This window comes from Streptomyces sp. AHU1 (assembly GCF_045343905.1).
In the GTDB taxonomy this organism is placed as follows: Bacteria; Actinomycetota; Actinomycetes; order Streptomycetales; family Streptomycetaceae; genus Streptomyces; species Streptomyces triticiradicis.
On sequence record NZ_CP174283.1, the window covers coordinates 5,143,932 to 5,170,908 of the forward strand.

The 26,977-nt window shown below is 71.5% G+C and carries 28 protein-coding genes; 16 read left to right on the forward strand and 12 right to left on the reverse strand.

Annotation, left to right across the window (positions count from 1 at the left end; all coding sequences use genetic code 11):
- Positions 1-34: 34 nt before the first annotated feature.
- The 6 genes from ACICHK_RS23000 to ACICHK_RS23025 all read left to right on the forward strand — a co-directional run bounded on the left by ACICHK_RS23000 (position 35) and on the right by ACICHK_RS23025 (position 3,706).
- Entirely contained in the window at positions 35-1,012 is a 978-nt protein-coding gene (locus tag ACICHK_RS23000; protein WP_406841292.1) for a type II secretion system F family protein, read from the forward strand.
- On the forward strand, positions 1,009-1,932 hold the full coding sequence (locus ACICHK_RS23005; RefSeq protein WP_151470693.1) for a type II secretion system F family protein: 924 nt from the start codon (positions 1,009-1,011) through the stop codon (positions 1,930-1,932). The genes ACICHK_RS23000 and ACICHK_RS23005 overlap by 4 nt, the downstream gene beginning before the upstream one ends.
- Before the next feature lie 63 nt (positions 1,933-1,995).
- Positions 1,996-2,247 carry a hypothetical protein gene (locus ACICHK_RS23010; RefSeq protein WP_406838376.1) on the forward strand — a complete coding sequence of 84 codons (252 nt, stop codon included), beginning with the start codon at positions 1,996-1,998 and terminating at the stop codon, positions 2,245-2,247.
- A gap of 93 nt (positions 2,248-2,340) precedes the next feature.
- Positions 2,341-2,721, forward strand: coding sequence for a TadE family protein (locus tag ACICHK_RS23015; RefSeq protein ID WP_406841293.1), 381 nt, complete (start codon positions 2,341-2,343; stop codon positions 2,719-2,721).
- Positions 2,718-3,164 carry a TadE/TadG family type IV pilus assembly protein gene (locus tag ACICHK_RS23020; RefSeq protein ID WP_406838377.1) on the forward strand — a complete coding sequence of 149 codons (447 nt, stop codon included), beginning with the start codon at positions 2,718-2,720 and terminating at the stop codon, positions 3,162-3,164. The genes ACICHK_RS23015 and ACICHK_RS23020 overlap by 4 nt, the downstream gene beginning before the upstream one ends.
- A complete protein-coding gene (locus ACICHK_RS23025) occupies positions 3,161-3,706 on the forward strand; it encodes a TadE/TadG family type IV pilus assembly protein (protein WP_406838378.1) in 546 nt (181 codons plus the stop codon). The genes ACICHK_RS23020 and ACICHK_RS23025 overlap by 4 nt, the downstream gene beginning before the upstream one ends.
- Before the next feature lie 73 nt (positions 3,707-3,779).
- On the opposite strand, the gene ACICHK_RS23030 is transcribed toward ACICHK_RS23025, so the two are convergent.
- The 8 genes from ACICHK_RS23030 to ACICHK_RS23065 all read right to left on the reverse strand — a co-directional run bounded on the left by ACICHK_RS23030 (position 3,780) and on the right by ACICHK_RS23065 (position 9,195).
- A complete protein-coding gene (locus ACICHK_RS23030) occupies positions 3,780-4,139 on the reverse strand; it encodes a toxin-antitoxin system YwqK family antitoxin (protein ID WP_406838379.1) in 360 nt (119 codons plus the stop codon).
- A 40-nt stretch (positions 4,140-4,179) separates the two neighbouring features.
- Complete coding sequence (locus tag ACICHK_RS23035) at positions 4,180-4,878, reverse strand: hypothetical protein (RefSeq protein WP_406838380.1); 699 nt, start codon at positions 4,876-4,878, stop codon at positions 4,180-4,182.
- 74 nt (positions 4,879-4,952) lie between these two features.
- Positions 4,953-5,282: a hypothetical protein gene (locus tag ACICHK_RS23040; protein ID WP_406838381.1), complete on the reverse strand. Its 330-nt coding sequence runs from the start codon at positions 5,280-5,282 to the stop codon at positions 4,953-4,955.
- A gap of 34 nt (positions 5,283-5,316) precedes the next feature.
- Positions 5,317-5,961: a hypothetical protein gene (locus ACICHK_RS23045; protein ID WP_406838382.1), complete on the reverse strand. Its 645-nt coding sequence runs from the start codon at positions 5,959-5,961 to the stop codon at positions 5,317-5,319.
- A 56-nt stretch (positions 5,962-6,017) separates the two neighbouring features.
- The gene (locus ACICHK_RS23050) at positions 6,018-6,413 is read right to left on the reverse strand and encodes a hypothetical protein (RefSeq protein WP_192582485.1); all 396 of its coding nucleotides are present in this window, start codon (positions 6,411-6,413) and stop codon (positions 6,018-6,020) included.
- A gap of 28 nt (positions 6,414-6,441) precedes the next feature.
- A complete protein-coding gene (locus tag ACICHK_RS23055; RefSeq protein ID WP_406838383.1) occupies positions 6,442-8,025 on the reverse strand; it encodes a putative T7SS-secreted protein in 1,584 nt (527 codons plus the stop codon).
- A 105-nt stretch (positions 8,026-8,130) separates the two neighbouring features.
- A complete protein-coding gene (locus tag ACICHK_RS23060) occupies positions 8,131-8,334 on the reverse strand; it encodes a DUF397 domain-containing protein (RefSeq protein WP_406841294.1) in 204 nt (67 codons plus the stop codon).
- 9 nt (positions 8,335-8,343) lie between these two features.
- Complete coding sequence (locus ACICHK_RS23065) at positions 8,344-9,195, reverse strand: helix-turn-helix domain-containing protein (protein WP_406838384.1); 852 nt, start codon at positions 9,193-9,195, stop codon at positions 8,344-8,346.
- Between the two features lie 283 nt (positions 9,196-9,478).
- On the opposite strand from ACICHK_RS23065, the gene ACICHK_RS23070 reads away from it, so the two are divergent.
- The 5 genes from ACICHK_RS23070 to ACICHK_RS23090 all read left to right on the forward strand — a co-directional run bounded on the left by ACICHK_RS23070 (position 9,479) and on the right by ACICHK_RS23090 (position 16,664).
- Positions 9,479-9,871 carry an RICIN domain-containing protein gene (locus ACICHK_RS23070; RefSeq protein ID WP_406838385.1) on the forward strand — a complete coding sequence of 131 codons (393 nt, stop codon included), beginning with the start codon at positions 9,479-9,481 and terminating at the stop codon, positions 9,869-9,871.
- A gap of 554 nt (positions 9,872-10,425) precedes the next feature.
- Positions 10,426-13,464, forward strand: coding sequence for a BTAD domain-containing putative transcriptional regulator (locus ACICHK_RS23075; protein ID WP_406838386.1), 3,039 nt, complete (start codon positions 10,426-10,428; stop codon positions 13,462-13,464).
- Between the two features lie 565 nt (positions 13,465-14,029).
- The gene (locus ACICHK_RS23080; protein WP_406838387.1) at positions 14,030-14,767 is read left to right on the forward strand and encodes a prepilin peptidase; all 738 of its coding nucleotides are present in this window, start codon (positions 14,030-14,032) and stop codon (positions 14,765-14,767) included.
- A gap of 90 nt (positions 14,768-14,857) precedes the next feature.
- Positions 14,858-16,057: a cyclic dehypoxanthinyl futalosine synthase gene (gene mqnC / locus ACICHK_RS23085; protein WP_151470681.1), complete on the forward strand. Its 1,200-nt coding sequence runs from the start codon at positions 14,858-14,860 to the stop codon at positions 16,055-16,057.
- Positions 16,058-16,064: 7 nt separating this feature from the next.
- The gene (locus ACICHK_RS23090) at positions 16,065-16,664 is read left to right on the forward strand and encodes an imidazolonepropionase-like domain-containing protein (protein WP_406838388.1); all 600 of its coding nucleotides are present in this window, start codon (positions 16,065-16,067) and stop codon (positions 16,662-16,664) included.
- 359 nt (positions 16,665-17,023) lie between these two features.
- On the opposite strand, the gene ACICHK_RS23095 is transcribed toward ACICHK_RS23090, so the two are convergent.
- Positions 17,024-18,064, reverse strand: a complete 1,041-nt coding sequence (locus ACICHK_RS23095; protein WP_406838389.1) for a chitinase — start codon at positions 18,062-18,064, stop codon at positions 17,024-17,026.
- A 318-nt stretch (positions 18,065-18,382) separates the two neighbouring features.
- Between ACICHK_RS23095 and ACICHK_RS23100 the strand changes: the two genes are divergently transcribed.
- The 4 genes from ACICHK_RS23100 (at position 18,383) to ACICHK_RS23115 (ending at position 23,350) form a co-directional block, all read left to right on the forward strand.
- Entirely contained in the window at positions 18,383-18,799 is a 417-nt protein-coding gene (locus ACICHK_RS23100) for a hypothetical protein (protein ID WP_406838390.1), read from the forward strand.
- 19 nt (positions 18,800-18,818) lie between these two features.
- Positions 18,819-21,137, forward strand: coding sequence for a bifunctional polysaccharide deacetylase/glycosyltransferase family 2 protein (locus ACICHK_RS23105; protein WP_406838391.1), 2,319 nt, complete (start codon positions 18,819-18,821; stop codon positions 21,135-21,137).
- Positions 21,138-22,487 (forward strand): acyltransferase, encoded by a 1,350-nt coding sequence (locus ACICHK_RS23110; RefSeq protein ID WP_406838392.1) that lies wholly within the window; start codon positions 21,138-21,140, stop codon positions 22,485-22,487.
- Positions 22,488-22,654: 167 nt separating this feature from the next.
- Complete coding sequence (locus ACICHK_RS23115; protein ID WP_151470675.1) at positions 22,655-23,350, forward strand: demethylmenaquinone methyltransferase; 696 nt, start codon at positions 22,655-22,657, stop codon at positions 23,348-23,350.
- 99 nt (positions 23,351-23,449) lie between these two features.
- On the opposite strand, the gene ACICHK_RS23120 is transcribed toward ACICHK_RS23115, so the two are convergent.
- Entirely contained in the window at positions 23,450-23,782 is a 333-nt protein-coding gene (locus tag ACICHK_RS23120) for a PASTA domain-containing protein (protein ID WP_406838393.1), read from the reverse strand.
- A gap of 105 nt (positions 23,783-23,887) precedes the next feature.
- Positions 23,888-24,394: a GNAT family N-acetyltransferase gene (locus tag ACICHK_RS23125; protein ID WP_406838394.1), complete on the reverse strand. Its 507-nt coding sequence runs from the start codon at positions 24,392-24,394 to the stop codon at positions 23,888-23,890.
- 98 nt (positions 24,395-24,492) lie between these two features.
- Here ACICHK_RS23125 and ACICHK_RS23130 point away from each other — a divergent pair, with 98 nt between their 5' ends.
- Positions 24,493-25,794 (forward strand): geranylgeranyl reductase family protein, encoded by a 1,302-nt coding sequence (locus tag ACICHK_RS23130; RefSeq protein WP_151470672.1) that lies wholly within the window; start codon positions 24,493-24,495, stop codon positions 25,792-25,794.
- A 288-nt stretch (positions 25,795-26,082) separates the two neighbouring features.
- Here ACICHK_RS23130 and ACICHK_RS23135 read toward each other — a convergent pair whose 3' ends face one another.
- On the reverse strand, positions 26,083-26,919 hold the full coding sequence (locus ACICHK_RS23135) for a C40 family peptidase (protein WP_151470671.1): 837 nt from the start codon (positions 26,917-26,919) through the stop codon (positions 26,083-26,085).
- Positions 26,920-26,977 lie beyond the last annotated feature (58 nt).

Genomic DNA, 26,977 nt, shown 5'->3' on the forward strand with positions numbered 1-26,977 from the left:
GACGGCGGCCGTGGCCCCGGGCGGGACCCCGGCCGTGACCCCGGGCACGACGGTGCTCGCGGCGTTCGACCCGCTCGGCTCCACGGGCGGACTGTTCTCGCTGCCCGTGCTGTACGCGCTCGGGTGCGGGATCGCCGTGGGCGGCGGCCTCGCGCTGCTCGTCGTCGCCGTGCGCGGACTGCCCGCCAGGCCCGAGCACGAGAGGCAGAGGGCGAGCGAGCGCGCGAACGAGCTGATCCGGTTCGCCGGACAGCGCGGATCGATCGCCGCCATCGCCGGTCTCGCCGTCCTCCTCCTCACCCGCTGGGCCGTCGCCGGTCTCGCGGTCGGCGTCCTCGTCTTCTTCTGGGACAAGCTCTTCGGCGGTGCCTCGGAGGAGCGGGCCGCGATGCGCCGCGTGGAGGCACTGGCGTCCTGGACCGAGTCGCTGCGCGACACCATCGCGGGCGCGGTCGGCCTGGAGCAGGCCATCCCGGCCTCGGCGCGCGCCTCCGCCCCCGTACTGCGACCGCATCTCGACGCGCTGGTGGACCGGCTGCGTTCCCGGACGCCGCTGCCCGAGGCCCTGCAGCAGCTGGCCGACGAGATCGACGACGCGTCCGCCGACATCATCGTGGCGGCCCTCATCCTCAACGCGCGGCTGCGCGGTCCGGGGCTTCGCCAGGTGCTGGGCGCGCTGGCCAAGTCGGCACGCGAGGAGGTCGACATGCGGCAGCGCGTGATGGCCCAGCGCGCCTCGACCCGCCGCTCGGTGCAGATCGTCGTCGCGGTGTCGATCGCCTTCGTCCTCGGACTGTCGATCTTCAACCGGCAGTTCGTCGAGCCGTACGGCACGGCGGTCGGCCAGCTCGTGCTCGCGTGCGTCTGCGGCCTGTTCGGCCTCGGCTTCTGGTGGCTGCGCAAGCTGTCCACGATCGAGACGCCGGAGCGGTTCCTGGTGCGGGACGAGTCGTCCGTGCGGTTCGTGCGGCCCCGTACACCGGTTTCCGGGAATGAGGCGGTACGCCGATGAACCTGACCACACCGATCCTGATCGGCGCCGTCCTGGGCCTGGGCGTCTACGTCCTCGTCCGCGCGCTCATGCCGTCGAAGCGCAGCGCGGTCGCGCAGGTCGCCCGCATCGACGCGATGCGGGCCCGCGGGACGGCGTACGAGTCCGCGCACCACGGACAGCGGGACAGCGGGCGGTTCGGCGGCCTGCGGGCACAGGTCGGCTCGCGCGTCGCCGAGCTCTACCTCCAGCAGGGCTGGGAACAGCGCTCGCTCCGTGCCGATCTCGCCGTCCTGGACCGGAGCTGGGAGGGGTTCCTCGCGACGAAGGTGCTGCTGGCCGCGGCCGGTGTCTTCTTCGGCCCGTTCCTCTTCGCCGTCGTCTGGACCCTCGGGGTCGGACGCAGCCCGATCATCCCGGTCTGGCTCGCGCTGCTGTTCGCGGTCGTCTTCTTCTTCCTCCCCGATCTGGAGGTGCGGCGGGACGCGGTGGACAAGCGGCGCGACCTGCGGCGCGTGATCGGCGCGTACCTCGACCTGGTGTCGATGAGCCTGGCCGGCGGCCGTGGTCTGCCGGAGGCGCTGATGGCCGCCGCCGAGATCTCCGACGGCTGGGCCACCCGGCGCATCCGCAACGCGCTCGCCGACGCCCGGATCACCGGCATCAGCCAGTGGCAGGCGCTCGGCGCGCTCGGCGAGGAACTCGGCGTCGAGGAACTCAAGGACCTGTCCGCCTCCCTGGCGCTGGTCGCGGACGACGGCGCGAAGGTGCGGGAGTCGCTCGCCTCGCGCGCCGAGACGATGCGCCACCGGGAGCTCTCCGAGATCGAGGGCAGCGCGGGCGAGAAGTCGCAGTCGATGCTCGTCGCCCAGCTGCTGCTGTGCGCGGGCTTCCTGGTCTTCCTGATCTTTCCAGCGGCGATGCGCGTGTTCCAGGTCTGATCGTCCGCGGTGCCCGAAGCCCCGCCGGCCGACCACCACTATCCTTCGAGAGGACAACTCACCATGAACGGACGGAACTTCAGCACCGGGATCCCGGGGGTGGACTTCCTGATCACCTTCCTCCAGGGCCGGGTGCAGCGCGCCCGCTCCGGCGAACTCGACCGGGGCGCGTCAGCGGTCGAGTGGGTCATCATCTCCGCCGTCGTCGTCGCCATCGTCGGCGTGGTCGCCGCGATCATCAGCAAGGCGCTGGACACCGGTGCGACGAAGGTCGGCAAGTGCATCGAGGGCACCACCGCCAGCAAGACCTGCTGAGTCCGTACGGGGATGAGAGTGCGCGAACGCCGAGGGGTACGCCGCTGGGTGCGCCGCAGGGTGGAGGCAGCCTCCGCCCGCGGTGACTCCGGCATGACCGCGATCGAGTTCGTGCTGCTCACCCCGGTGCTCTTCTTCATGATCTTCGCGACGGTGCAGTTCGCGCTGTACTTCTTCGCGGACCACGTCGCCCAGGCGGCGGCCCAGGCGGGCGCCCGCAAGGCCCGCGCCACCGCGGACGCGCGGCCCGGCGCGTGGCGCGGCGAGGCGGGTGACGTCGTCGACAGCTACATCCGCCAGCTCGGCCCGAAGCTGGTGCTGTCCCCGGACGTGACGATGCTCCAGCCGGAGCAGAACACCGTGGGCGTCGAGATCACGGCGAGGGTCCCCGCGGTCTTCCCGGGCCTGGACCTGACGGTGCACGCGCGGTCCGCGGGCCCGGTGGAGAGGTTCGTGAAGGAGGAGAGGCCGTGACGGGACCGAAGGCCCTGCTCGCCGCCCTCTCGGACCGTGTGTCCGGGCGCGGGCGCGACCGGGGGCTGTCCACCATCGAGGTGGTCATCCTCGCGCCGGTGATGATCCTCTTCATTCTGGTACTGGTGGCGTTCGGGCAACTGGTCGACGGGCGGGGGGCGTTGGACGGCGCCGCCCGGGACGCCGCGCGGGCCGGCTCGATCCAGAAGGACCCCGTGACGGCCATGGCCGAGGCGAGGAAGGCGGCCGAGGCCGATCTCGGGGACGTCTGCTCGGGGCCGGTGAACGTGACGCAGACCAGCGCGGGTTTCGTACCGGACACGCTCTTCACCGTCGAGGTGAGCTGCGAGGTGCGGGGCCTCGCGATGATCGGCCTCGATGTGCCCACCACCCTTCAGGCGTCCTTCAGTTCACCGCTCGACCCGTTCCGGAGGGCGGCATGAGGGCGAGCTCCTCCGCAGGGGAGGCCTCCGTCGTACGGAAGGGCGTGAAGCCGGCCTCTGTCGTAGGGAAGAGCGTGAAGCCGGTGCTCGCCGTGCGCGGCTGGGCCGCCGCGCGCCGGGAACGGCTGGACGACCGGGGATCGGGCGCCGGCGCGGTCATCATCTTCGCGCTGGTCTTCCTCTCGCTCTCGGCCTTCGTCATCGACGGCGGCATGTCCATCTCCAAGCGGGAGCGGGCCGCCGACATCGCGGAGCAGGCGGCGCGTTACGCCGCCCAGGACATCGACCTCGAGTCCCTCTACGAGAACGAGAAGGGCCCGGCGCCCATCAACTTCGAGAACTGCGGCGCCCGGGTGAAGGCGTTCGCCCGCGAGATGGGCATGTCCGGCGCCGACGTCGCCGCCACCCACTGCGTGAGCGCCGACGCCGAACAGGTCGAGGTGGAGGTCCAGTTGACCTACTCTCCGGTCTTCACGGGGATGTTCTACGGCGGGGACGTGACCGTCCACGGGCGGGCGGTGGCGGAGAACGAGGTGGGCTGAGCCCCCGGCCCGACGAGACCTGGGCCGATCCCCCGGCCCGGCGGGAGCCGCTCGGTCCACGCCGGTTCCGAGGTCAGACGTCGAACGTCCGGTCGTCGATCGGCAGGCCGCTGTCCGACCACGCCTTGATCGACCTGACCTCGCTCCGCTCGCCGTACTCCTTCTCGACGGCGAGCCGGCCGTTCGGGTGCCATTCCCGCCACCGGCCGTACGGGATGCCCCGTCGGCACTGCCCCTCCGCTCTGCCGGTCCCGTCCATGTACCACTCGCGCACGGGACCGTCCTCCAGTCCGTCGGAACAGGCGGTCACGGCGACAATCCGTCCCGTCCGGGAATTCTTCTCGACGGTCTCACCGGTGAACAACTCACCCCGGTAGGTCAGTGACAGGTCGAGTCCCCTGTCCAGTTCGGGGTCGTCGAGGTCGACGCGCACATGTGGACGGCTCCCGGACCGTTCTGGTGGGCGCACCCGGTCACACATCCTGTTCGTCGAAGGTGACGGGCTTGTACGTCTGTGCGTGAGCGGCGAGAAAACCGCGGGCTTCCTCGGGCAGGTCGAGGGGGACCGCGGCCACGTAGTCGAGAAGCCTTTTCGGTGGGTAGTAGTCGACGAAGCGGTACTCGACCCGGGCCAGACGGGCAGGATCGGAGTACCGGTGCGTCACTCCGAGGGCGCCGAGGAGGCCGGGAAGGTCGTAGTCGCCGACCTGGTCCCCGAGATCTGCGGGAAGCCGGTAGCGGGTCACGTCGGAGGGCGAGACCGGAACTCCGCCCGCGCCGATGACCCGGAGCTGGGAGAGGCCGAGGCCGAGCCAGGGACCGGTCCTCCGCACGACCGCCCAGCGGTCGGACACCCGGCTCTGGAAGATGTCGCATTCGTCGCCGGAGAAGACGGGGAACATTCCCAGGCCCATTCGTGTGAGGGGCGGGAGGGGCCCGTCCGGGCCCTCGATCTCCTCGTGTCCCGCCTGCACGAACCGGAGGAACTCGCTGTGGAACCGATCGCGGTTGCCGGATTCCTCCAGGCAGGAGAAGTGGAGGTTGCAGTCGAGGAAGGAGGGCGTGTCGGCCCAAGGGTCCCGGATCAGCCGGTAACCGATGATCTCTTCGCAGAAGCCCTCGATCGGAGGGGCCGCCTCACCGCAGATCCGGCAGCAATAGATGTCGTCCATGGGTCTCCTGGCAGGGTCGGCTCGGCGGGGACGGCGAGGCGCGGGCGACCTGTCCGGCAGCCGTCGCCGCCGGACTACTTCGCCCCGTCCTTCTCCTGGGTCTTCACTCCCTCGGAGACGTTCTTGGCCAGATCGTCGTCCAGTTTCCGGAACTCGCGGACGACGGCGTCGGACATCTTCGCGAGGGCGTCGAGGGACTGGCCGATGTCCTCGCGGCCGTCCTCCCAGCCGGACTCGAAGTCGCCCAGGGCGTCGTAGACGGTGTGGTCGCCGAGGTCGTCCTCGTACGACTCGAAGAGCTTCTTGGTGTGGTTCAGCCGGGTCTTGATGTCCCGCAGCCGCTCGCCGTAGTCCTCCAGCTCGCTCAGCGGGAGCGCGAGGTCGCTCTTGCCGCCACCACCCATGTCGGTTCCCCCTCCCGAGTCACCGGAGTCCCGGTCAGACGAACCGGAACGTGCCGGTGACCGCGTCGAAGATGTCGTGGAACGCCTCGGCCAGGTCGAGCACCGGGCTGGCTCCGGAGACGAGAACGACCTTGTCGGTGGTTCCCGGGACCGGGATGTACGTCTGGGTCAGCACCATGCGGAGGGTACGGGTGTCGCCCTGGGAGACCGGCACGTCCTCCACCCCGAACGCACGGGCGGCGGGACCGACTTCGGGGATGTCGACGGTCGCCACCGTGCGCCAGGCGTCCCCCTCGCGGCGGGCCGTGACGGGCCGCAGGCTCTCGGCGATCGCACGCGGGTCGGTCGACAGGGCCACGCCCCGCTGGTTCCCGGCGCCCAGCACCGACACGGTGAGGGTCGCGGTCAGCGGAACGCCGTCGAAGTTCTCCGCCATGCAGCCCATGTACACGGCTCCGGAGTCGTACGCGTCCTTGGCCATCCTGCGCAGTACGGCCGCCAGGTCACCGCGGTGATCGGCGAGTTCGGGAACCTCGCGGATCCGCTCGTCGACGAGCGCGCGGACGGTCGCGTCCCGTCCCTCCGGGCGGATGTCGAACTCCCACCAGGAGTCCGGTACGGACAGGGAGAAGCCTGATGACGAGCCCAGGTCGGCAGGTCTGTCGGGGCGCGCGGTCACGTGCTGATTCCTTCGGCGGTAGGTGGTTCTCTTCGCGTCGTCCGGCTGGACGTCGATCAGTCCATTTCGATCCCGAGGTCCTGTGTCAGGATCTCGACCAATCTGCTTTCCGGTACCTCCGGGACCTGGTGGCGGGCATTCCTCACCTGGGTGACGAAATCCGGGGGAAGGGAGACGTGATATTTCGCGAGATAGTAGGAGAGGTCTTGGCGCCACAGCCAGATCCCGTCCGTGTAGAGCGATCCGATACCCGAGAGTTCGGAAGCCTCCGGGTCCAGGACATCGGGACCCGCGCTCATTTCGCTCCAGATTCCGATACCGTTTCCGAGGTAGGAGATGATCTCCGCCTCGTCCGGTTCCCCTGCCGCGTTGACGGAATCCCGCATGGGCCCGTCGGTAGGGAACCCCCAGCCGGGGGCGAGTTCGGAAAAGAACCCGACAGGTCGAATCATCTGAGCTCCTCGGTCGTTCCCTGGCCTGTCACTGGGCCATCGGCAGGAAAGTCAGCCAACTTCCACCATCCTTGATCTTCGGCGTGAAGGGGCCCTCGCCGAAGCTCGGGACGCCCACCGCGTTGGTCGGGGCCTTGACCGGAACGCCCAGCGAATTGGCCATGTCCTGGATCACGTGAGGCTGAGCGGTCCCCGAATGGCAGGTGAGCATCCGGATGGGGCCGCCATCGTATCCAGGTATTCGCCTGATGGTATCAAGGACGTGATTCGGGTTAATGGTGTGACCGCCGGCCGCCTGGCCCGCGCGATTTGCCTCACCGGCCACCATTCGTCCGTCCGTGGTGCCGTGAATGATGACGTCCTGGTATCCCGGAAGTCTTTTCGCCACGTCGAAGTTGCGAAGGGTGGACGGGTCGTAGCCGATCGCGGTGGCCCCGTCCTTGTGGTAGATCGGGATGTCCGAGGGCAGTGCGTCGTCCGGTGTTCTGGTGGGAGGTCCGACGTGCGGTGAATCCGTCTTCCACCAACGGTTTCTGCCCATCATGCTGAAGGACGAGAAGCGCAGGTTCTTCATGCTGCGCACACTCTCCGCGAGGCCCCTCATGCCCCCGCCGATCCCCTTCATGAAGGCGCCGCCCAGCGCCCGCATGCCGCCCAGTTTCCAGAGCTTTCCCATCTTGGCGAGGCTCGTGAAACCCTTGGTGGCGGGGATGCAGTCGAGGACCGCGAAGATCAGATCGCCCCAGCCCGCCTGGCCTTTGAGCATCTTTCTCACCGTGTCCGCGAGCACGACGAGAGCCGCCGCGAAGACCAGCCAGCCCAGCGGGCCGCCCACGATCATCACGATGATGCCGACGATCGTCACGACCCACTTGCACACCGTGACGATCTCGTCCCAGTGGTCGGAGACCCAGTCGATGGGCTCCTCCCACCAGTGGCGGTTGTGGATGCCGGCGTCGGACGCCTCGTGCAGCTTCTTCACCGTGCGCCGGGCGGCCTCCTCGCGCAGCCCCTTCGCGTGGGCGGCCAGCTTCTTCGCCGCGTCCAGCAGCCCCTGGGCGTCGTCCACGTCCTTCTGCGCGGCGGTCTGCCGCTCCCTGGCGTGCTGGGCGTCACGGGTCGCGCGGCGGACGTCGGCCTCGTCCGGCGGGGGCACGTCCTTGCCGTGGTTCTTGTCCGGGTCGTAGGAGTCGGCCTTCGCGGTGGCCCGGTGCACCCAGTCGTCGGCGCCGGAGAGGGCCGTCCTGGCCGTGGACAGGTCCTGGCGGGCCTTGCGGCCGTCGCGCAGCGCCTTGTCCGCCTTCTGCTGGGCGTCGTCCAGGTCGGGCCAGTACGAGGCGAGCGCGTCGCCGGCGATGTCGTAGGACTTCTTGAGCTTCTTCAGCTGGCCGGGGACGTCCTCGAACTCCGAGGCGAAGGCGTCCGCCGTCTTGCCCGCCCACTTCAGGACCGCGTCGTCGTTCGCCAGTCCCTTGACGTCCCGCAGGATGCCCGCGACGTCGTCGGCGAAGTCGTGCAGCGAGCCCGCGAGCCTGCGCACGCGCTGTGGGTCGCCCGGCGTCGGATCGTGGTCCAGGTCGAGTATGTGCCAGTCCGTCGGCCTGTTCGACACGCGTTCCCCCGTAACACCCGCAACCCCTGCATCAGAACGTACGTGTGAACGTATCGCGCTGATCGTTGCGAGTGGAACGCCGAACAGGGCTTCGTCGAGGGGTTGTTACGTGCGGGGCGCGGTGACGGCCCCGGCGCGTATGGCGTGGAGGAGGTGGCCGACGGGGGCCGGGGTGGTGGTGAGGACGATGCCGGGGTCGTCGGACTCGCGGAGGTGCAGCGCGGTGGGGGAGGAGGCGAGCTCGACACAGGAGTCGCCGTCACCGGGCCCCGAGTAGGACGACTTCTGCCAGTTGTCGGGGGTGGTCATGGGTGCCACTCACAGCTCCTTCGTCAACCTGTGGATGAAGTCGCGGGACCGGTCGGCGTCCAGCGACACTTCCTCGACTTTATGGAAGAGCGTGCGGTAGGCGTTGAGTTGGGCCTCGGAGTCGATGAAGGCGGCGCCCTGGGGGGCGTCGCGCAGGACGGTGTCCAGCTTGGGGGTGAAGCCTCCCGCGTACGTCATGGCGCTCGTGGCGCCGCCGAAGCCCTCCAGGTCGAAGGGGATGACGCGCACGGTGATGTGCTCGGCCTCGGAGAGGGCGAGCACGTGGGCGAGCTGGTCCCTGGAGGTGGCGCGGCTGCCGGCCATGATGCGCAGTGCCGCCTCGTGGACGACGCCGTCGTACCGCTTGGGGGCGGGGCCTTCGAGCAGCGCCTTGCGCCGCATCCGGTGCCGGACGCGCAACTCGACTTCCTCGGGCGGAAGTTCGGGTACGCGGTAGGAGAAGACCGCGTGCGCGTACCGCTCCGTCTGGAGGAGTCCGGGCACGTGGAGGAACTGGACGTCCCGCAGGAACGTCGCGTGGTGCTCCAGTTCGGCGAGGTCGAGGAACGGTGTGGGCAGCAGACCGCGGTACTGCTCCCACCAGCCGCGCGTCCGGTCGGTGGCCATGGCGACCAGGGCGTCCACGAACTCCTCGTCCGTGCAGACGTACTGCGCCGCGAGCCGGCGCAGCCTCTTCTCGCTCACGCCCGCGAGACCGGCTTCGATCTGGCTGATCTGCGCGGGGCTCACTCCGAGCAGTGTGGCCGCTTCCCGCGACGTGAGTCCCGCCGCTTCACGGAGCCGGCGCAGCTCGACCGCCAGACGCGTCTGACGGGCTGTCGGGTCACGCCTCAGTGCCATCGGCTTCCCCTCTCGGCGTGCCCGTGGAAGGTGACTCGCTCGGGGGCAGATTACGCGACCGCCCGTTCTGATCCGGGCGACTTGATCCACCGTCGGTGACAGGCGTGTGGCTCTGCGCGTCCCAGGGCTCCGGAGGGGTGGCGCTCCGGGTCGCCGGCTGTGGACGCGATGCCAACAAAGCCCGGCGAACTGTTCATCGAGCGATAACGCCGACCGGGCGCCGGTCCGACAGTCTTGTCCCGGAAGTCCCGCCGGAATTCGGCAAGGCGGCGTCCCGGATTTGGTGCCGGCGGCAGCTCCGCGCCGAACGGAACGGCCGCCATCCAGTACACCTGCGACCTGCCCCCCCCGGGGGGAGCTGGACGAGGACCAGCAGTGGCTGTTCATCCTGGTTCCGGGAGCGACGGCCACGTACACCATCCGGAACATCGCGGGCAACAGGTGTCTGGCGATAGGCGGCGCGAGTCACACCACGGGCGCGAAGGCGATCGAGTGGACCTGCAACGGTGGCACCGAGCAGCAGTGGATCTACGGCAGCGCCTACCGGTTGAGGAACAAGGAGAGCAACCTCTGCCTCGCCATCCCCAGCGCCAGTCAGTCGAACGCGATCGAGGCCATTCAGTGGACCTGCGAGGACGTGAGCACCAACCCCGAGCAGAAGTGGAACCTGTGGTGACCATGACGCCAGGCAGCGATCGGGCGTGTCCGTCTCGCGCCTGAGGCGGGTGGCGGGTCTCTCAGGCCTGAGGCGGGCGGCGGGTTCCTCGGGCGTTCCCGGCGAGGGGCCCGCCGTGCCGATGGTCTGATAGTATCGATCTTGAGCCGGTCGGAGGAAGTCGCTCCGGTCGATCACGCGTTGGTGGTCCAAGGAAAGACGCCCCGCTTCCTGCGGGGAAATGCAGGTGCAAGGCCTGCCCGGCGCTCCATGAAGACCCTGTCCCGAATCCTCGGGGCAGGGTCTTTTTTTCGTTCGGATCCGGTCGCGGATGTGCGGATGGAGGGGGCGGCGGCCCGGGCCGACGGTGTCCGTCGACGTGCCGGGGGAGGGGGGGAAGCGGGGCGGACGCGCGCCGGTGGAGGCGGCAACTCGGCTCCGGCGGACGGGCGGTGACGAAACGGACGTTTGCTCCGACTGGCCCCTGTCCGGCCTTCGACACCCTCCCTAGACTCTCAGTAGGCTCGGTCCACCCCCGAACCCACATCCTCCCCATACGACCCCAGGACACCGCCATGGCGCGACGCACCAACTCCAGTCCGACGGGCGGCTCGCCGGGTCCGAGGAACCGGACGCCGCAGCCCCTGCCCCGGCGTCGTCGGACGTTCGGGGACTTCGTGAAGGCGTTCGGGGCGTTCGTCGCCCTGCTGGTGCTGCTCGTCGGCGTGCCCGGCGCGCTGGTGGTCGAAGTGGGCTGGCCGCTGCCGCACGGGGCGCCCTCGCTGGACTGGCTCCAGCAGGAGATCACCGTCGGCACGTTCGTCCACGTCCTGACGGTCCTCGTGTGGTTCGCGTGGGCGCAGTTCACCGCGTGCGTCCTCGTCGAGATGAAGGCCGCGCTCTCGGGCGTCGGGCTGCCGAACCGCGTACCGGGCGCCGGGCCGAGCCAGTTGCTCGCCCGTCAGCTCGTCGCGGCGCTCCTGCTCGTCGGCGCGGCCGCCGCGAGTTTCGCACCGGGCCTCTCCCAGCTCGGCCAGGGCCCCGAGGGCGACCGGCACGGCTCCGTCGTTGCGGCCGCCCGGCAGACCCCGGGCGGGCTGATCGGGCAGCAGCAGGAACAGGCCGCCGCCGACGCCGCCGCGGCGGTCGCCGAGCAGGCCGACGCCGCCGCCTCCCGGGCCGCCTCCCGGCCGGACGGCGGCGCCTCCGCCCGGCACGGCGACACGAAGTACTACCGGATCCAGCCCCCCGAGGGCCGTCACCACGACTCCCTCTGGGAGATCGCGCAGCGCCACCTCGGCGACGGGCGCCGGTACAAGGAGATCTACGAGCTCAACAAGGACCGTACGCAGCCCGACGGGTCCAAGCTGTCCGAGGCCAGTCTCATCCGGCCCGGCTGGATCATGGAGATGCCCGGCGACGCCCACGGCGGCGAGCTCGTCGAGATGCCCGACGCGAAGCCCGGGATCCCGGAGCAGGTCCAGCAGCAGATCCACGACTACGCGAGGACCGGCGACCACCGGCAGGCCGACGGCGAGCAGGGCGGCGGCGCCGGACGGCAGAGCGACCGGAACGACCAGGTCGACCGGGACACCGGGCACTTCCGCGTGCCCCAGCAGCGCGTCGGCGGTGACCACGGACAGGAACACGAGCACGCCCCCTCCGGGGAGGTCTCCGCGGACCCGCGCCACGGACAGGGGGCGCACACGGCCTCCGACGGGAGCGGCTTCGGGCTGCCCGAGGCCCTCGTCGGCGCCCCCCTCCTCGCCGCGGGCCTCCTCGGCGCCCTCGGCCGGCGCCGCCGCCAGGCCCTGTGGCAGTCGGCGCTCGGCGCCGTCGGCGGGCGGCGCGGCACGGAGCCGCCGGTTCCCACCGGATCCGCCGCGGACGCCCAGGACGCGCTGCTCGTCGGCGCCGACCCCGAGGGCGTACGCCTCCTCGACCTGTCGCTGCGCGGACTCGCCGCCTCCCTCGCCGCCGAGTCGCGCCCGCTGCCGACCGTCTACGCGGCCTGGCTCGGCGGCGACGGCGATCTGCACCTCCAGCTCGCCCAGCCGGCCGGGAAGCCGCCCGCGCCGTGGCAGCTCGGCCAGGACCAGACGTTCTGGATGCTGGCGCGCGCGGACGCCGAGCGGTACGAGGAGGCCGACACCGCCGCCCCCTACCCGGGCCTCGTCAGCCTCGGCACCATGGACGACTCACGGCTCCTGCTCAACCTGGAGGCCGTGCCCGGCATCGTCTCCCTGAGCGGAAGCGCGGCCGACCGCGCGGGCGTCCTCGCCTCCGTCGCCGCCGAACTGGCCACCAACGGCTGGTCGGACCGCATGACGATCACCCTCGTCGGCTTCGGCGAGGGCCTGACCCCGCTCGCGCCCAACCGGCTGCGCCACCTCGACGACGTCGAGGCGCTCGTGGAGACCCTGGAGGCCGAGACGCGGCAGCGGCGCGGCGCGCTGGGCGCCGCCGGACACGACTCCGTGCTCACCGGCCGCACCGGGCCGGCCCAGCACACCCGTTGGGCCCCGCACCTCGTCCTCCTCGCCACCGAACCGTCCTCCGCCGACGCCCTCCGGCTCGCCGAACTCGCCTCCGACGCCGCGCGGTTGGGGATCGGCTGTCTCGTCGGCACCGAGTCCGGCGAACTGCCGGGCGCGGCCTGGGAGATGGAGATCACCGGCGAGGGCAAGCTGCTCGCGCCCCTCCTCGGTCTCGAACTCGACGCGCAGACGCTGCCGGCCGCCCAGCAGCGGGCGGTCGTGGAGCTCTTCGTGGAGGCGGACCCGGAGGGCGGGCCCGACGGGCCGAACGACCCCCCGCCGTTCCTCGTCGACATCAGCGAGCAGGGGCGGCCCGCCGTGTACGCCCGGCTCGTGGGCTCGTACGAGATCATCGGCCTGGAGACGCCCGAAGGCGAACGCAGTCCGCTGCTGCACGAGGCGCTGGCGCTGCTCCTGCTGCACCGCGAAGGGGTGCACCCGCGCGTGCTGTCCTCCGCGCTGTGGCCGCGCGGTGTCACCGACGACGTGCGGGACGCGCTCGTCGAGCGGCTGCGCGGCTGGCTCGGCGACGACCCCGACGGCACGTCCCGGCTCGGCACCGACGCGACCGGACGGCTCACGCTCGCCAAGTCGGTCGTCTCCGACCTGGACGTGCTGCGCTCGCTCTACCACGAGGCGACGCAGGGCAAGGGCGTCGACAGCCGGGTGGTCCGCGGGCGGTTGCTCACCGACGCGCTCGTCCTCGTCCGCGGTCCGCTGCTCGCCGACCGTCCCGAGGGGCGTTACGGCTGGCTCACCCACGAGATCATCGACGCCCGGCTGCCGCTGCTCGTGGCGGACATCGGCCTCGCGCTCTCCGCGTTCCACCTGGAGAAGGGGCGGGCGGAGAAGGCGATCGAGGCACTGAACGCGTCGATGAACTCGGCGCCGACGGACGAGCGGCTGTGGAACGAACTGCTGCGCGCGACCCATGCGACGGGGGACGAGGACGAGGTGAAGCGGCTCGCCGCGGACCTGGTGGCCCGCAGCGGGGCGCGGGGGCTGCCGCCCCGGACGGAGGCGCTGCTCGACGAACTGCTGCCGACCTGGCGGAGCGGTGCGGCGGCGGTGAGCTGACGACCACCGATCCGGTCACCGGACCGGTCCGGCCGACGGGCCGGTCCGGCCACTGGACCGCCCGGCCACCGGATCCGTCCCGGTTGTCGGACTGGCCTGGCCGCCGGACCGCCCGGCCACCGGACCGCCCGGCCACCGGATCCGTCCCGGCTGTCGGACCGGTCTGGCTACCGGACCGGTCTGGCTGTCGGACCGCCCGGCCGCCGGATCCGTCCCGGCTGTCGGACCGCCCGGCCGCCGGATCCGTCCCGGTCACTGGACCGGCCTGGCCGTCGGATCCGCACCGCTACCGGATCCGCGACGGTCCCGGTCGAACCTGTACCGACGGCCGGCCGTACCCGTACCCGTGCCAGCGGCCGGTCGGGCTCGTACCGGCAGCCGGTGGAACGCGTACCGGCCGCCGACAAGATCATCGTCGGATGCCGGTGGAGCGCGTACCGGCCGTCGGCGGAACCCGTGCCGACGGCCGGCCGTACTCGTACCGTCGTCCGCAACCGGCGGCCGTGAGGCGGGCGTCGTGACCGTCGCCGCGGTTGTCGTAACCGGACTCGTCCTGGGGGAAAGCGTGGATCTCGATCTCTGGCTCACCGCCGCCGCCGCACTCTGGGGCGCGGCGGCGGGGCTCCTGGTGCCCCGACCCGCGTACCGCTTCGCCGTCGACCCGGACGAGCCGTGGCGGGACCGCTGCCCCGAGGGGCAGCCGATCACCGGGGTCGCGCGCGGGTGGCTGGGGCCCGCCCGTTCCCCGGGCGGAACCCGCTACGGCCCGAGCGTCCTGCTCGTCCCGCCGGTCACCGCCCTGCTCTGCGCCGGGCTCGCCCTCGCGACCGGTACGCGTCCGGAGTTGGGGGTCTGGCTGCTGCTGGCGCCGCTCGGCGTCCTGCTCGCCGTGGTGGACTTCCGGGTCCAGCGGCTGCCGGACGCGCTGACCCTGCCGCTCGCGGCGGCGGCGCTGCTGCTGCTCGGGTTGGCCGCCGCGCTGCCCGAGCACGCGGGGGAGTGGACGGCGGCGCTGTTCGGGGCGCTCGCGCTCGGGGGCGCGTACTTCGTGCTGTTCCTCATCAACCCGAACGGCATGGGCTTCGGCGACGTGAAACTGGCCCTCGGCCTCGGCGCGGTGCTCGGCTGGTACGGGTGGAGCGTGGTCGTCCTCGGGACCTTCGCCGGGTTCCTGTTCGGCGGGCTGTACGGGGCGGCGCTGGTGATCGCGCGGCGCGCGGGGCGCAGGACGTCGATCCCGTTCGGGCCGTTCCTGATCGCGGGGGCCTACGTGGGACTCCTGATCGGCGCCTACGCGGCCTGACGCGGCCGGTGGGCCTGGCGTCGGCCGGTGCGGTGGCCTGGCGTAGGGTGGTTGGGTCTGTCCACAACCCTTACGAAAGGGACGCTCCCGGTGACCGAGAAGGCCGACCTTCAGTCCGTGCTGGACCGTGCCGCCGAGGGTGGGCGGATCACTCCGGAGGAGGCGCTCGTCCTCTACCGCGACGCCCCGCTGCACGCGCTCGGCGCCGCCGCCGACGCAGTGCGCCGCCGCAGGTACGCGGGTACCGAGCACATCGCGACGTACATCATCGAGCGCAACATCAACTACACGAACGTGTGCGTCACGGCGTGCAAGTTCTGCGCCTTCTACGCGGCCCCCAAGGACACCGCCAAGGGCTGGACGCGCGACCTCGACGACATCCTGCGCCGCTGCGCGGAGACCGTCGAGCTCGGCGGCACGCAGATCATGTTCCAGGGCGGGCACCACCCGGACTACGGCGTCGAGTACTACGAGAAGCACTTCGCCGCGATCAAGGGCGCGTACCCCGAGCTGGTCATCCACTCCCTCGGCGCCTCCGAGGTCGAGCACATGGCCCGGATCTCCAAGGTGTCGGTGGAGGAGGCGATCACCCGCATCCACGCGGCCGGTCTGGACTCGTTCGCCGGCGCCGGCGCCGAGCTGCTCCCCGCCCGCCCGCGCAAGGCGATCGCCCCGCTCAAGGAGAGCGGCGAGCGGTGGCTGGAGATCATGGAGATCGCCCACGGGCTGGGGGTCGAGTCGACGTCCACCATGCTGATGGGTACCGGCGAGACCAACGCCGAGCGCATCGAGCACCTGCGGATGATCCGCGACGTACAGGACCGCACGGGCGGCTTCCGCGCCTTCATCCCGTACACCTACCAGCCCGAGAACAACCACCTGAAGGGCCGTACGCAGGCGACGCTCTTCGAGTACCTGCGGATGATCGCGATCGCCCGCCTCTTCCTCGACAACGTGGCCCACATCCAGGGCTCCTGGCTGACCACCGGCAAGGAGGTCGGCCAGCTCTCCCTGCACTACGGCGCGGACGACCTCGGCTCGATCATGCTGGAGGAGAACGTCGTCTCCTCCGCCGGCGCCAAACACCGCTCCAACCGTCTGGAGATCATCGACCTGATCCGCAAGGCGGACCGCGTCCCGGCCCAGCGGACCACGACGTACGAGCACATCGTCGTCCACGACGACCCGGCGAACGACCCGGTCGACGAGCGCGTCATGTCCCACATCTCCTCGACCGCGATCGAGGGCGGCACGGCGCACCCCGAGCTGAAGCTGCTGGCCTCCAACTAGCCGCGCCGTGCTGACACTTCACGTCGCCGAACAGTCGCCCGGGACGGCGGTCCTGGTCGACGGGGCGGCCGTCGCCGCCGTCGGCCCGTACGAGGAGCTGGCCGCCGCCCACCCGCGCGCGAGGGTGCGGCGCTGGCCCGGCGTCCTGACGCCGGGACTGCTGAACCCGTACGGCCCGGAGCTCCTGGAAGCCACGTACCACCCCGACCCGCGCGAGGCCGACACCCTCGGCACCGAGCCCGTCGGAGGGGAGCGGGCCCGGGCGATCTTCCGCGCCGACCCCGCGCGCCTCGGCGCGAGCGCCCGGCGCGGGGTCCAGCGGATGCTGGCGCACGGCACGGTGGCGGTGGCCGGGGAGCTGCGGTCGCGAGCGGTGGTCGACGCGGTGCGCAGGTCCGGACTCGCGGTGGGCCGGCGGCCGGACCGGCTGCCGGGTCCGGCGGCGCTGTCCCCGGTCCCGCTGGTCCTGCTGCCGGGGCTGGTCCCGGGCGGTCCCGCCCGGTTCGCCGTGTTCGACGTCGCGGACCGCGCCGAACTGGTCCGGCGCGGTGCGGGGACCTGCGTGGCGACCGTGATCGGCGGACGCCTGGTCTACCGCGGCCGCTGACCGCGACACGCCTCACGGGCTCGGTCCTGGGACGCCGTCGCGGACGTCCGGGGCGTGCCTCACCGGTTCGGTCCCCGGGACGCCGTCGCGGACGTCCGGGGCGTGCCTCGCCTGCTTGGTCCCGGGGAGGCCTTGGTGGACACCGGGCCACGTCTCACGGGCTCGGTCCGGGAGCGCCGTTGCGGACGTCCAGGGAGTGCCTCGCCTGTTCGATCCCGGGGCGCCTTCGCGGACATCGGGCCACGTCTCACGGGCTCGGTCCCGGGGGCGCCTTCGCGGACACCGGGCCGCGCCTCACGGGCTCGGTCCGGGAACGCCTTCACCGGCGCCCGGACCCCTGCCGCACGTGTGCCGTCCGGTCAGCCCGCGAACGCCTTCGCGAACGCCCCCGCGCTCTGCTTCACCCCGCTGCAGTCGGTCGCCGCGTCGTCCGCCGCGGCGTTGCCCTTCTCGCACTGCCGGTCCCGGAACGTCGACCACATCGACACCCAGGCCACCCCCTTCTCCTCGGCGAACTCCCGCACCTGCGCCGCGTCCGCGAGCCCGAACGTCTCGTGGTCCACGTCGTTGACGCCGATCATCGAGGTGAGCGCGAGCCCCTGCCAGGCGTCGGCGCCCGACAGCCCGAACACCTTCTTCAGCTGGTCGTGGGCCTTCTCGGCGGACGTGATCGCGTAGTCGCCCATGTCGCCGGCGTACGAACTGCCGTAGTTCATGGTCATGATGTTGACCGTGGAGACGTCCACGGAGTGGTCGTTGGCGGACTCCAGGAGGGCGAGGCCCTCGGCGTCGAGTCCGGACGGCATCACGGGCAGGGTGAAGGACACCGTCAGCCCGGGCCGCTTCCTCTGGAGCAGCGCGATGGCCTCGGAGCGCAGCGCGACCGAGTCGGAGTCGCCCAACCGGTCGCCCTCGACGTCGAAGTCGGCCTGTGTGGATCCGGCGGCGTCCAGCGCCGCGCCGTAGGCCGCGGCGAGGTCGGCCGCGCTGTCGCACGTCGACGCGAGTTCCTCGCCGGACGCGCCGCCGAACGACACCCGCACGCGCGCGCCGGACTTCCGGAGCGCCGATATCCGGGACTTCACGGCGGTGTCGCCGATCGCGGACACGCCGTCCCACGTCGGTGTGCAGCCGCTGCCGTCCGAGATCACGAAGGCCAGGTTGTAGGTGGTCGGCGATCCCGCCGAGTCGGTGTCGGCGGCGGTCGTGGCGCTCACGTACGGGGCGTACGAGGTGGCCGACGACCTCGTCGTGCCCGGGTCCGGTGACGCCGCCGCTGCCGTCGTCCGGCCGGGTCGCGCGGACGCCGGGTCCGAGGCGTCGCCGCCCGAGGAGCACCCCGCGCAGGCCAGGGCCACCAGACAGAGAACCCCCGCGGCCGGTTTCAGGAAACTCCGCATCGTGCGCGCACCCGCTCTCGTGACGTCTCGTGATGTCTGTCTCAGGACGGAAACAAAAGCCCGTTTCCCGACTGGGAATGTGTCACATCCGGAGCGGATCGCCGAACGGGCATCACGCAGGGAAACCGTGGGAGAAAATACCGACAAACGGGATGATATGGACTCTGAAACGGTGCATTTCTCTCATGTCCATCGGGTCCGAGCCGCGCGGGCATTTCCTGATTCTCATAGAGAAACTACAGGCTGGGGCGCCCCTCATGGGTCGCTCACACGGAATCCGGAGTTTCTGACACATAAACGCGTCCTACCGTCCGGGGAATGCAATCCGAGTCCGCCACCGAAAACCGTGCCCCCGTGCGTGGCCACCGCCGCAAGCGCGGCGGCGGGGCCGCGGACGGCCCCGTGTTCGTCGACAACTCCGGGCGCAGAGCCCGCCTGCTGAGCAGAATCGGCATGCTCGTCGGCGTCGGCTGCCTCGGCTACGCGGTCGTGCTCGGCATGGCCTTCATGGGCTGGGGCACCTCGCTGACACCGTCCTCGCTCCTCCCCTTCGACGGCGGCCGGGCCGGATCGGCGCCCGGCGGGGGCCCCTACGGGCGGCAGGGCGGAATCACCCCCGGCGCCCCGGGCCAGGGGGCCACCGGTGCCCCGTCCTCGGATCCGTCCACCGGGTCCGCGGCCTCCTCCGCCCCCACGACGACCGCCGGGGCGTCGGCCTCCACCGGCACCGGCTGACGGGGGCGCGGACACTCTCATGAACACGACGAAACCCGCGCGCGGCCGACGGCGCGCCCCCTCCAGGATGGAGCGGGCCGCCGGCCGGGCCGCGGCGCTGCAGAAACCCCGTGTCGTCCTCGCCCTGCTCCTCCTGCTGGCGCTCGTCAGCGTGATGCTGCTCGACGGCTATCTGCGCTCCGAGATCGGAAACGACGCCCGGGTGCGCGACGGCGCGGCCTACGACGAGGTCCCCCGGAAGATCCTCGACGGCGGGCCCATCCTGACGTTCGCCGACGGCACCGCGAAGACGCAGTCCGTGCCGAAGAAGACCATCGTGCTGACCTTCGACGACGGCCCGACCGCGAACTGGACGCCCCAGGTCCTCGAGGTCCTGGAGGAGAACGGCGTCCAGGGCACCTTCTTCATGGTCGGCTCGATGGTCTCCCGCTACCCGGACGTGGTGAAGACCCTGGTGGACCAGGGCAACGAGGTCGGCATCCACACCTTCACCCACGTCGACCTCTCCTACCAGAGCACCGCGCGCCTCCGGCGCGAGCTGAAGCAGACGCAGCTGGCCCTCGCGGGTGCGGCCGGTGTCACCACCACGCTGTTCCGCGCCCCGTACTCGTCGGAGATCAGCGCCGTCGACAACTACAGCTGGCCGGTCTACGAGGAGCTCGGCGGCCTCGGCTACACCAGCGTCTTCGTCGACACCGACAGCGACGACTGGAAGAAGCCGGGCGTCTCGAAGATCGTCCGGTGGGCGACGCCGAAGAACGGCCAGGGCGCCATCGTCCTCATGCACGACGCCGGCGGCGACCGCTCGCAGACGGTCGCGGCGCTCGGCGCCTACATCAAGAAGATGAAGGCGAAGGGCTACACCTTCACCACCGTCAGCGGTGCCCGGGCCGAGCTGGACCGGGCCGCGGCCGCGGCCACGACCGGGGCACGCGGCACAGGGGGAACCGCAGGGGCGCGTCAGGTTCCGGGGCGGCAGGCGGACGCGGCCGCCGGTGCCGGTGCCGGGGCGGACGCGAGCGGTGCCGCGCAGGCCGCCCAGCGGAAGGCCACCGGCGCGACCCTCTACGAGGGCAGGGCGCTCGTCTACGCCGTGGCGTTCGCCGAATGGGTCGTACCGGCGCTGTCCTGGTTCCTCGTCGTCGTCGGCGTCGCCGTCATGGGCCGGTTCGCGATGATGCTGGTCCTCGCCCGCCGTCACCACCGGCAGCGCAACCGCGGGCGCGGCCGGGGAGGCCCGTTCAGCTGGGGGCCGACGGTCACCCGGCCGGTGACCGTGATCGTGCCCGCGTACAACGAGAAGGAATGCATCGCCAACACCCTGAAGTCGCTCGCCACGAGCACGCACCCGATCGAGATCATCGTGGTCGACGACGGTTCCGAGGACGGCACGGCCGAGATCGCCGAATCGCTCGGCATGCCGAACGTCCGGGTCATCAGGCAGGAGAACGCGGGCAAGCCCGCCGCGCTCAACAACGGCGTCCGCAACGCCCGTCACGACATCGTCGTGATGATGGACGGCGACACCGTCTTCGAACCGGACGCCGTGCACCAGCTCGTCCAGCCCTTCGCCGACCCGGAGATCGGGGCGGTCGCGGGCAACGCCAAGGTCGGCAACCGCGACACCGTGATCGGCGCCTGGCAGCACATCGAGTACGTGATGGGCTTCAACCTCGACCGCCGCATGTACGACCTGCTGCGCTGCATGCCCACCATCCCGGGCGCGATCGGCGCGTTCCGCAGGGACGCCGTGCTGGAGGCCGGCGGCATGAGCGAGGACACCCTCGCCGAGGACACCGACATCACCATCGCCATGCACCGCGCGGGATGGCGGGTCGTCTACCAGGAGCACGCCAAGGCCTGGACGGAGGCGCCCGGTTCGCTCAAGCAGCTCTGGTCGCAGCGCTACCGCTGGTCGTACGGCACCATGCAGGCGCTGTGGAAGCACCGCAAGTCCCTCACGGACAGGGGGTCTTCGGGCCGGTTCGGGCGCGTGGGCATGCCCCTGGTGGTGCTCTTCCAGATCGTCACGCCGGTCTTCGCGCCGCTCATCGACGTGTTCACCGCCTACTCGATGGTCTTCATCGACTTCCGGGCCGCGCTGCTCGCCTGGCTGGCCGTCCTCGCGGTCCAACTGGTCTGCGCCGCCTACGCCTTCCGGCTCGACCGGGAGAAGTATCGCTACCTCGCGATGCTGCCGCTGCAGCAACTCGCCTACCGCCAGATGATGTACCTGGTCCTGATCCACTCCTGCGTCACGGCTCTGACCGGCGGCCGCCTCCGCTGGCAGAAGCTCAAGCGCACGGGCGAGGTCGGGACCCCGGCAGGAGTGAGCTAGATGAGCTGGGGCGCGGAACAGCAGGGGCAGGGGTACGACGGCGGGTACGGGTACGGCTCCGCGTACGGGTACGACCCCGGGCACGGGCTCCCGTACGGCCAGTCCCTGTCGTACGGGCAGCCGGTTTCCTACGGGCAGCCGACGGAGTACGGGCAGCCGGGGCCGTACGAGGAGCAGTGGCAGTACCAGTACGTTCCCGGGCCGGAGGAACCCGCCCCGGCGGAGACGGCGGAGGTGGAGGCGGCTGAGACGACCGGGCCGGTCCCGGTCCCGGCCCCGGTCCCGTCCCCGCCCCCTTCCCCCGAGAAGGGAGCGGGAGGCGCCCGGGACCGCTACTTCGACGCCCTGCGCGCCGTCGCCCTGGTCCGTGTCGTCACGTACCACACCTTCGGCTGGGCCTGGGCGGGACTGGTCTTCCCGTCGATGGGCGTGATGTTCGCGCTCGCCGGCACGCTGATGGCCAAGTCCCTGGAGCGTCCCGCGATCGGGGTGGTCCGGAGCCGGATGCGACGCCTGCTGCCGCCGTTCTGGCTCTGGGGTTCCCTCGTCGTGCTGGCGATGATGATCCACGGCTGGATGCCGGGCTGGCAGATCGTGTTCTGGGTCGTCCCGCTCGGGGACCCCCCGGGCGACGCGTGGGGCGCGCAGGCCTGGGAGATCCTCTGGTACCTGCGCGCGTACCTCTGGTTCGTGCTGCTCTCGCCCCCGCTGCTGAAGGTCTTCCGCAAGGCCCCGGTCCCGGTGCTGCTCGTCTCGCTCGTCCCGATCGTGGTCCTCCAGTACGGCTGGCAGCCGCCGGACGACCGCTTCGGCAGCGCCCTCACGGACCTCGCCACCTACCTCTTCTGCTGGCTCGTCGGCTTCGCCCACCGCGAGGGGGTGCTCCGGCGCCTGAGGCTGGCCGCGGTGGTCCCCGCCTCGCTGGCCGCCCTCGCGTACGGCGGCTGGTACGCCCTCGCGCACCGCTCGGAGTTCGGCACGTACGACCTCGACGAGATCCCCCTCGCCCAGGCCTTCTGGTCGGCGGGCTTCGTGCTGCTGCTCCTGTACTTCAAGGCGTACCGCGACGTCGACCTCGCCTGGCTCGCCCGCTTCGGGCGGCTCGACCGCACGGTGACGGTCTTCAACGCGCGCGCGGTGACGATCTACCTCTGGCACGAGATCGCGCTGGTCCTGGCCGTTCCGCTGATCGACCAGTTCTGGAAGGTGCCGGCCTTCGAGAAATGGCTGCCCTTGGAGAGCCAGTGGTTCATGTTCGCCGTCGGCTGGGTGCTGATCGGGATCGCGATCCCCCTGTTCGGCTGGGCCGAGGACCTGGCCGCCCGGAAGGGGCCCCGGCTGCTGCCGTAGCGGCCCGGACGCCGGTTCCGGGCGGTCCCCGGGCCGCTACGGGACCGGCGTCCGGGCCCGCCCGGAACCGGCGTCCGGATGCCCTGCGCAACCGGCGGCGGAAATCACCGCCGCGTCCGCGGCCGGGCGCCGGAGAGCCGTCCGGCCCCTGCTGCCACAATGGGACCGTGACCCGCGCATCCCTGGACAAGCAGCCGCACGAAGTCGCCTCGATGTTCGACGACGTGGCGGAACGGTACGACCTGACGAACGACCTGCTGTCGCTCGGCCAGGACCGGGCGTGGCGCAAGGAGGTCGCGAAGGCGGTCGACGCGCGCCCCGCGCAGAAGATCCTCGACCTCGCGGCTGGCACCGCGACCTCGTCGCTCCCCTTCGCCCGCACCGGCGCGTACGTGGTCCCCTGCGACTTCTCCCTCGGGATGCTCCGCGTCGGCAAGCGGAACCACCCCTGGCTGCCGCTGACCGCCGGTGACGCGACGAAGCTGCCCTTCAAGGACGACACGTTCGACGCCGTCACGATCTCCTTCGGGCTGCGCAACGTCCAGGACACCGACGCCGCGCTCCGCGAGCTGTACCGCGTGACCAAGCCGGGCGGGCGCGTCGTGATCTGCGAGTTCTCGCACCCCACCTGGGCGCCGTTCCGCACGGTCTACACCGAGTACCTGATGCGCGCGCTGCCCCCGGTCGCCCGGGCCGCCTCCTCCAACCCCGACGCGTACGTCTACCTCGCCGAGTCCATCCGTGCCTGGCCGACCCAGCCGGAACTGGCCCAGCGGCTGATCGGGGCCGGCTGGTCGAAGGTGGCCTGGCGCAACCTGACGGGCGGCATCGTGGCCCTCCACCGGGGCTACAAGCAGGCCTGACCCCCGTTCGCGGGACCACGGGCCACGGACGGCCGGTGTCCGGTCCCGCCCGGGCGGCCGGTGTCCGGTCCCGCCCCCCGGGGATCCTGCCGGCGGCGGCTATCCGATGACCTCGAACGGGTCGCCGGGCAGGTCGAGTTCGCGGCGCAGCCCGCCCGACGGCGGACGGGGCGGACGCGGTTCACGCACTCCGGCGCCGCCCTCCGCGTCCCCGAGGTCGAACCACACCGTGACGACGGCTCCGCGCGGCACCTCGGCCCCGGGCTGCGGAAATTGACGTACGACGTAGTCGACGACCGTCCGATGGAAATCGGGCCGGTCGGGCGCGGCGAGCAGAACACCGCGAGCCTCTGCCGTCTCACGCGCGTCCACGGCCATCAGACCGACGAGCCGCGGTACGCGCACTTCGGGTGTCTTGGGTGTTATGCGCACGGACGTCACCCCCAGCGGTACCGGAAGGGTAAGCCTCGCCCGTGCCCTTCCGGAAGCCATGAGGAGACGCGCCGGGCTCCGGCGCGGGGCCGGCCCCGGCGGCGGTCACAGGGCCAGCCGGTAGCGGTGCCCCTCCTGCCGGGACGAGGGCAGCGTGAACCGCTCCGCGAGTTCCATGCCGAGCCGCTTCGTCACCGCGATGGAACGGGCGTTGCCCGCGTTGACCATGGCGACGACGTCCGTGACGCCCGCCGCGCGGACCCGCTCCAGGGTGATGCTCGCCGCCGCCGTGACGTATCCCTTGCCCCAGTGCGCCCGCCCCAGCCGCCAGCCGATCTCGATCTTCCCGGCCGGACCCCAGGAATGCGGCCACGGCTGCGCGCCGGTGAAGCCCAGCACCTCGTCCCCGGGACCGAGCACCGTCCACAGGCAGAACCCGTGTTCCGCGTCGTGCCGCCGCTGGCGCGCCGTGAGTTCCTCGTAGACGGACCGCTCGGCCGCGCGGCCCCCGTGGAACTCCATGACCTCGGGATCGTCGAAGACCCGGTGCCATTCGAGGGCGTCCTCGTCGGTGGGGACGCGCAGTCGTACAGCGGGGAGAGCTCGGTTCACGGGGCAGCCCTTCAGCCGGGTGATCGGTACCGCTGCATAGACTGCCCATGTCCAGTGCCCGTCGGCACGTTGATTTCGAGTCTTGGGGAGACCCCGCCGTGACCGAGCCCCAGCCCCTCTCCGAGAACACCGCCGACGTCATCGTCGTCGGGGCCGGGCCAGCCGGCTCCACCACCGCCTACTACCTGGCGAAGGCGGGGCTCGACGTCCTGCTCCTGGAGAAGACGGCCTTCCCGCGCGAGAAGGTCTGCGGCGACGGGCTGACCCCGCGCGCCACCAAGCAGCTGGTGTCGATGGGCATCGACATCTCCGAGGAGGCGGGCTGGCTCCGCAACAAGGGCCTGCGCATCATCGGCGGCGGTGTGCGCCTCCAGCTCGACTGGCCGGATCTCGCCTCCTTCCCCGACTACGGACTCGTGCGCAAGCGGGACGACTTCGACGAGCAGCTCGCGCGGCAGGCGCAGAAGGCGGGCGCGCGGCTGTACGAGCGCTGCAACGTCGGAGCCCCGATCCTCGACGAGCGCACCGGCCGGATCGTCGGCGTGCACGCCAAGCTGGGCGACGCCGACTCCAAGGAGAAGCGGGAGGTGACCTTCCGTGCCCCGCTGGTGGTGGCCGCGGACGGCAACTCCAGCCGCCTCTCCCTCGCGATGGGCCTGCACCGCCGCGAGGACCGCCCGATGGGCGTCGCCGTCCGTACGTACTTCACCTCGCCGCGCCACGACGACGACTACCTGGAGTCGTGGCTGGAGCTGTGGGACCGCCGGGGTGCCGAGGACCGTCTGCTGCCCGGCTACGGGTGGATCTTCGGCATGGGCGACGGCACCTCGAACGTCGGCCTCGGTGTCCTCAACACCTCCGACTCCTTCAAGGAGCTCGACTGGCGCGAGGTCCTGAAGGCCTGGTGCGCCTCGATGCCGGAGGACTGGGGGTACACCCCCGAGAACATGACCGGCCCGATCCGCGGCGCGGCCCTGCCGATGGCCTTCAACCGCCAGCCGCACTACACCAAGGGCCTGCTGCTGGTGGGTGACGCCGGCGGCCTGGTGAACCCCTTCAACGGCGAGGGCATCGCCTACGCCATGGAGTCCGGCCAGATCGCGGCCGACGTCATCGTCCAGGCCCACGCGCGCGCCACCCCCGGCCAGCGCGAACTGGCCCTCCACCGCTACCCGCGCGTCCTGAAGGACACCTACGGCGGCTACTACACCCTCGGCCGCGCCTTCGTGAAGCTCATCGGCAACCCGAAGGTCATGAAGATCGCCACGCAGCGCGGTCTGACCCACCCGATGCTGATGAAGTTCACCCTGAAGATGCTCGCGAACCTCACCGACCCGACGGGCGGCGACGCGATGGACCGCATCATCAACGGCCTCTCGAAGGTGGCCCCGAAGGCCTGACCGCGCACGGGCCGCCCGAACGGTCACCCGGCGGCCCTCCGACCGCACGGGCCGCCGTCCGGGCGGTCACCGGGACGACCACGCCTCCTCGGCCTCGGATCCTCGGCCACGCCTTCTCGACGGCGCGACGGGTCACCACCCGCTCGCGCCGCCGGGTCGGCCGCGCCCCTGGAGCGCCCTTCCGCTCCCGCCGGGGAGCCGCCGCCGAAAGCCGCCGGGACCGGGCCCCGGACAGCCCGAAGGACCGCTCCCCGCACAGGAAGCGGCCCTCCGGGAGTCACGCGCGGGTCAGAGCACGCGCACCGCACCCGTGGCCGGGTAGCCCGAGAGGTCCTGGATCACGACGCCCTTGGAGGGGTTGGCCGCGTCGAGGTACTGCCCGTTACCGATGTACACACCGACGTGGTACGCCGAACCGGCCGCACCCCAGTACAGAATGTCGCCGACCTGGACATTGGACAGGGAAACCGGCGTACCGGACACCGACTGGTCCTGGGAGACGCGCGGCAGGTCGACGCCGACCTGCTTGAACGCCGCCTGCACCAGACCGGAGCAGTCCCACGCGTTGGGTCCGGTGCCGCCCATGACGTACGCGTCGCCGACCTGCGCCTTGAGGAAGGCGATGACGGTCGCGACACTGCCGCTGGCCGGGGCGGCGACGCTCGTGGACGAGGGTGCGCTCGCCGACAGGGCGGTCCGCGCCGAGGAACGGGAGACGGCGTCGGCCGCGGCGGCCTTGCGCGCGGCCTCCGCCGCCTTCTTCTTGGCCTCGGCCTTCTCCTTGGCGTCGGCCAGGTCGGCCTTGGCCTGCTTGGCGGCCTTGGCGGCGGCCGCGTCTCGCTCCGCCTGCAGCTCGTAGTCGGCCGCGGCCTGCTGGGTGGCGTCCGCGGACTGCGCGACCTGGGTGGCCAGGTCGGCCGTCAGGATCGGCAGCTCCGCGGTCTGGGCCACGGACTCGGCGGCGTTCGCCGAACCCGCTGCTGCGGCCACGGCCAGCGTGCTGAGGACGCCACCGGCGACTCCGGCGCGCATCGCGAGCGACGGGGCATTGCGACGCGGCTTCCGGTGGCTTCGTATGGGTGCGGTGTGGGACATGGGTACTAGCGGTACCAGGGGCTCCTCCATACCTTCAAGAAACGTGTGGTGCGCCACAGTTGTTCAATCGGCCGCCGAATTCGTCGCC

What these genes read in the sequence shown, in the direction of transcription:
- ACICHK_RS23005 (WP_151470693.1), top strand. Translation starts at nt 1,009, where the DNA reads ATGAACCTGACCACACCGATCCTGATCGGCGCCGTCCTGGGCCTGGGC.
- ACICHK_RS23010 (WP_406838376.1), top strand. Translation starts at nt 1,996, where the DNA reads ATGAACGGACGGAACTTCAGCACCGGGATCCCGGGGGTGGACTTCCTG.
- ACICHK_RS23015 (WP_406841293.1), top strand. Translation starts at nt 2,341, where the DNA reads ATGACCGCGATCGAGTTCGTGCTGCTCACCCCGGTGCTCTTCTTCATG.
- ACICHK_RS23025 (WP_406838378.1), top strand. Translation starts at nt 3,161, where the DNA reads ATGAGGGCGAGCTCCTCCGCAGGGGAGGCCTCCGTCGTACGGAAGGGC.
- ACICHK_RS23035 (WP_406838380.1), bottom strand. Translation starts at nt 4,878, where the DNA reads ATGGACGACATCTATTGCTGCCGGATCTGCGGTGAGGCGGCCCCTCCG.
- ACICHK_RS23040 (WP_406838381.1), bottom strand. Translation starts at nt 5,282, where the DNA reads ATGGGTGGTGGCGGCAAGAGCGACCTCGCGCTCCCGCTGAGCGAGCTG.
- ACICHK_RS23050 (WP_192582485.1), bottom strand. Translation starts at nt 6,413, where the DNA reads ATGATTCGACCTGTCGGGTTCTTTTCCGAACTCGCCCCCGGCTGGGGG.
- ACICHK_RS23060 (WP_406841294.1), bottom strand. Translation starts at nt 8,334, where the DNA reads ATGACCACCCCCGACAACTGGCAGAAGTCGTCCTACTCGGGGCCCGGT.
- ACICHK_RS23065 (WP_406838384.1), bottom strand. Translation starts at nt 9,195, where the DNA reads ATGGCACTGAGGCGTGACCCGACAGCCCGTCAGACGCGTCTGGCGGTC.
- ACICHK_RS23075 (WP_406838386.1), top strand. Translation starts at nt 10,426, where the DNA reads ATGGCGCGACGCACCAACTCCAGTCCGACGGGCGGCTCGCCGGGTCCG.
- ACICHK_RS23095 (WP_406838389.1), bottom strand. Translation starts at nt 18,064, where the DNA reads ATGCGGAGTTTCCTGAAACCGGCCGCGGGGGTTCTCTGTCTGGTGGCC.
- ACICHK_RS23100 (WP_406838390.1), top strand. Translation starts at nt 18,383, where the DNA reads ATGCAATCCGAGTCCGCCACCGAAAACCGTGCCCCCGTGCGTGGCCAC.
- ACICHK_RS23105 (WP_406838391.1), top strand. Translation starts at nt 18,819, where the DNA reads ATGAACACGACGAAACCCGCGCGCGGCCGACGGCGCGCCCCCTCCAGG.
- ACICHK_RS23110 (WP_406838392.1), top strand. Translation starts at nt 21,138, where the DNA reads ATGAGCTGGGGCGCGGAACAGCAGGGGCAGGGGTACGACGGCGGGTAC.
- ACICHK_RS23135 (WP_151470671.1), bottom strand. Translation starts at nt 26,919, where the DNA reads ATGGAGGAGCCCCTGGTACCGCTAGTACCCATGTCCCACACCGCACCC.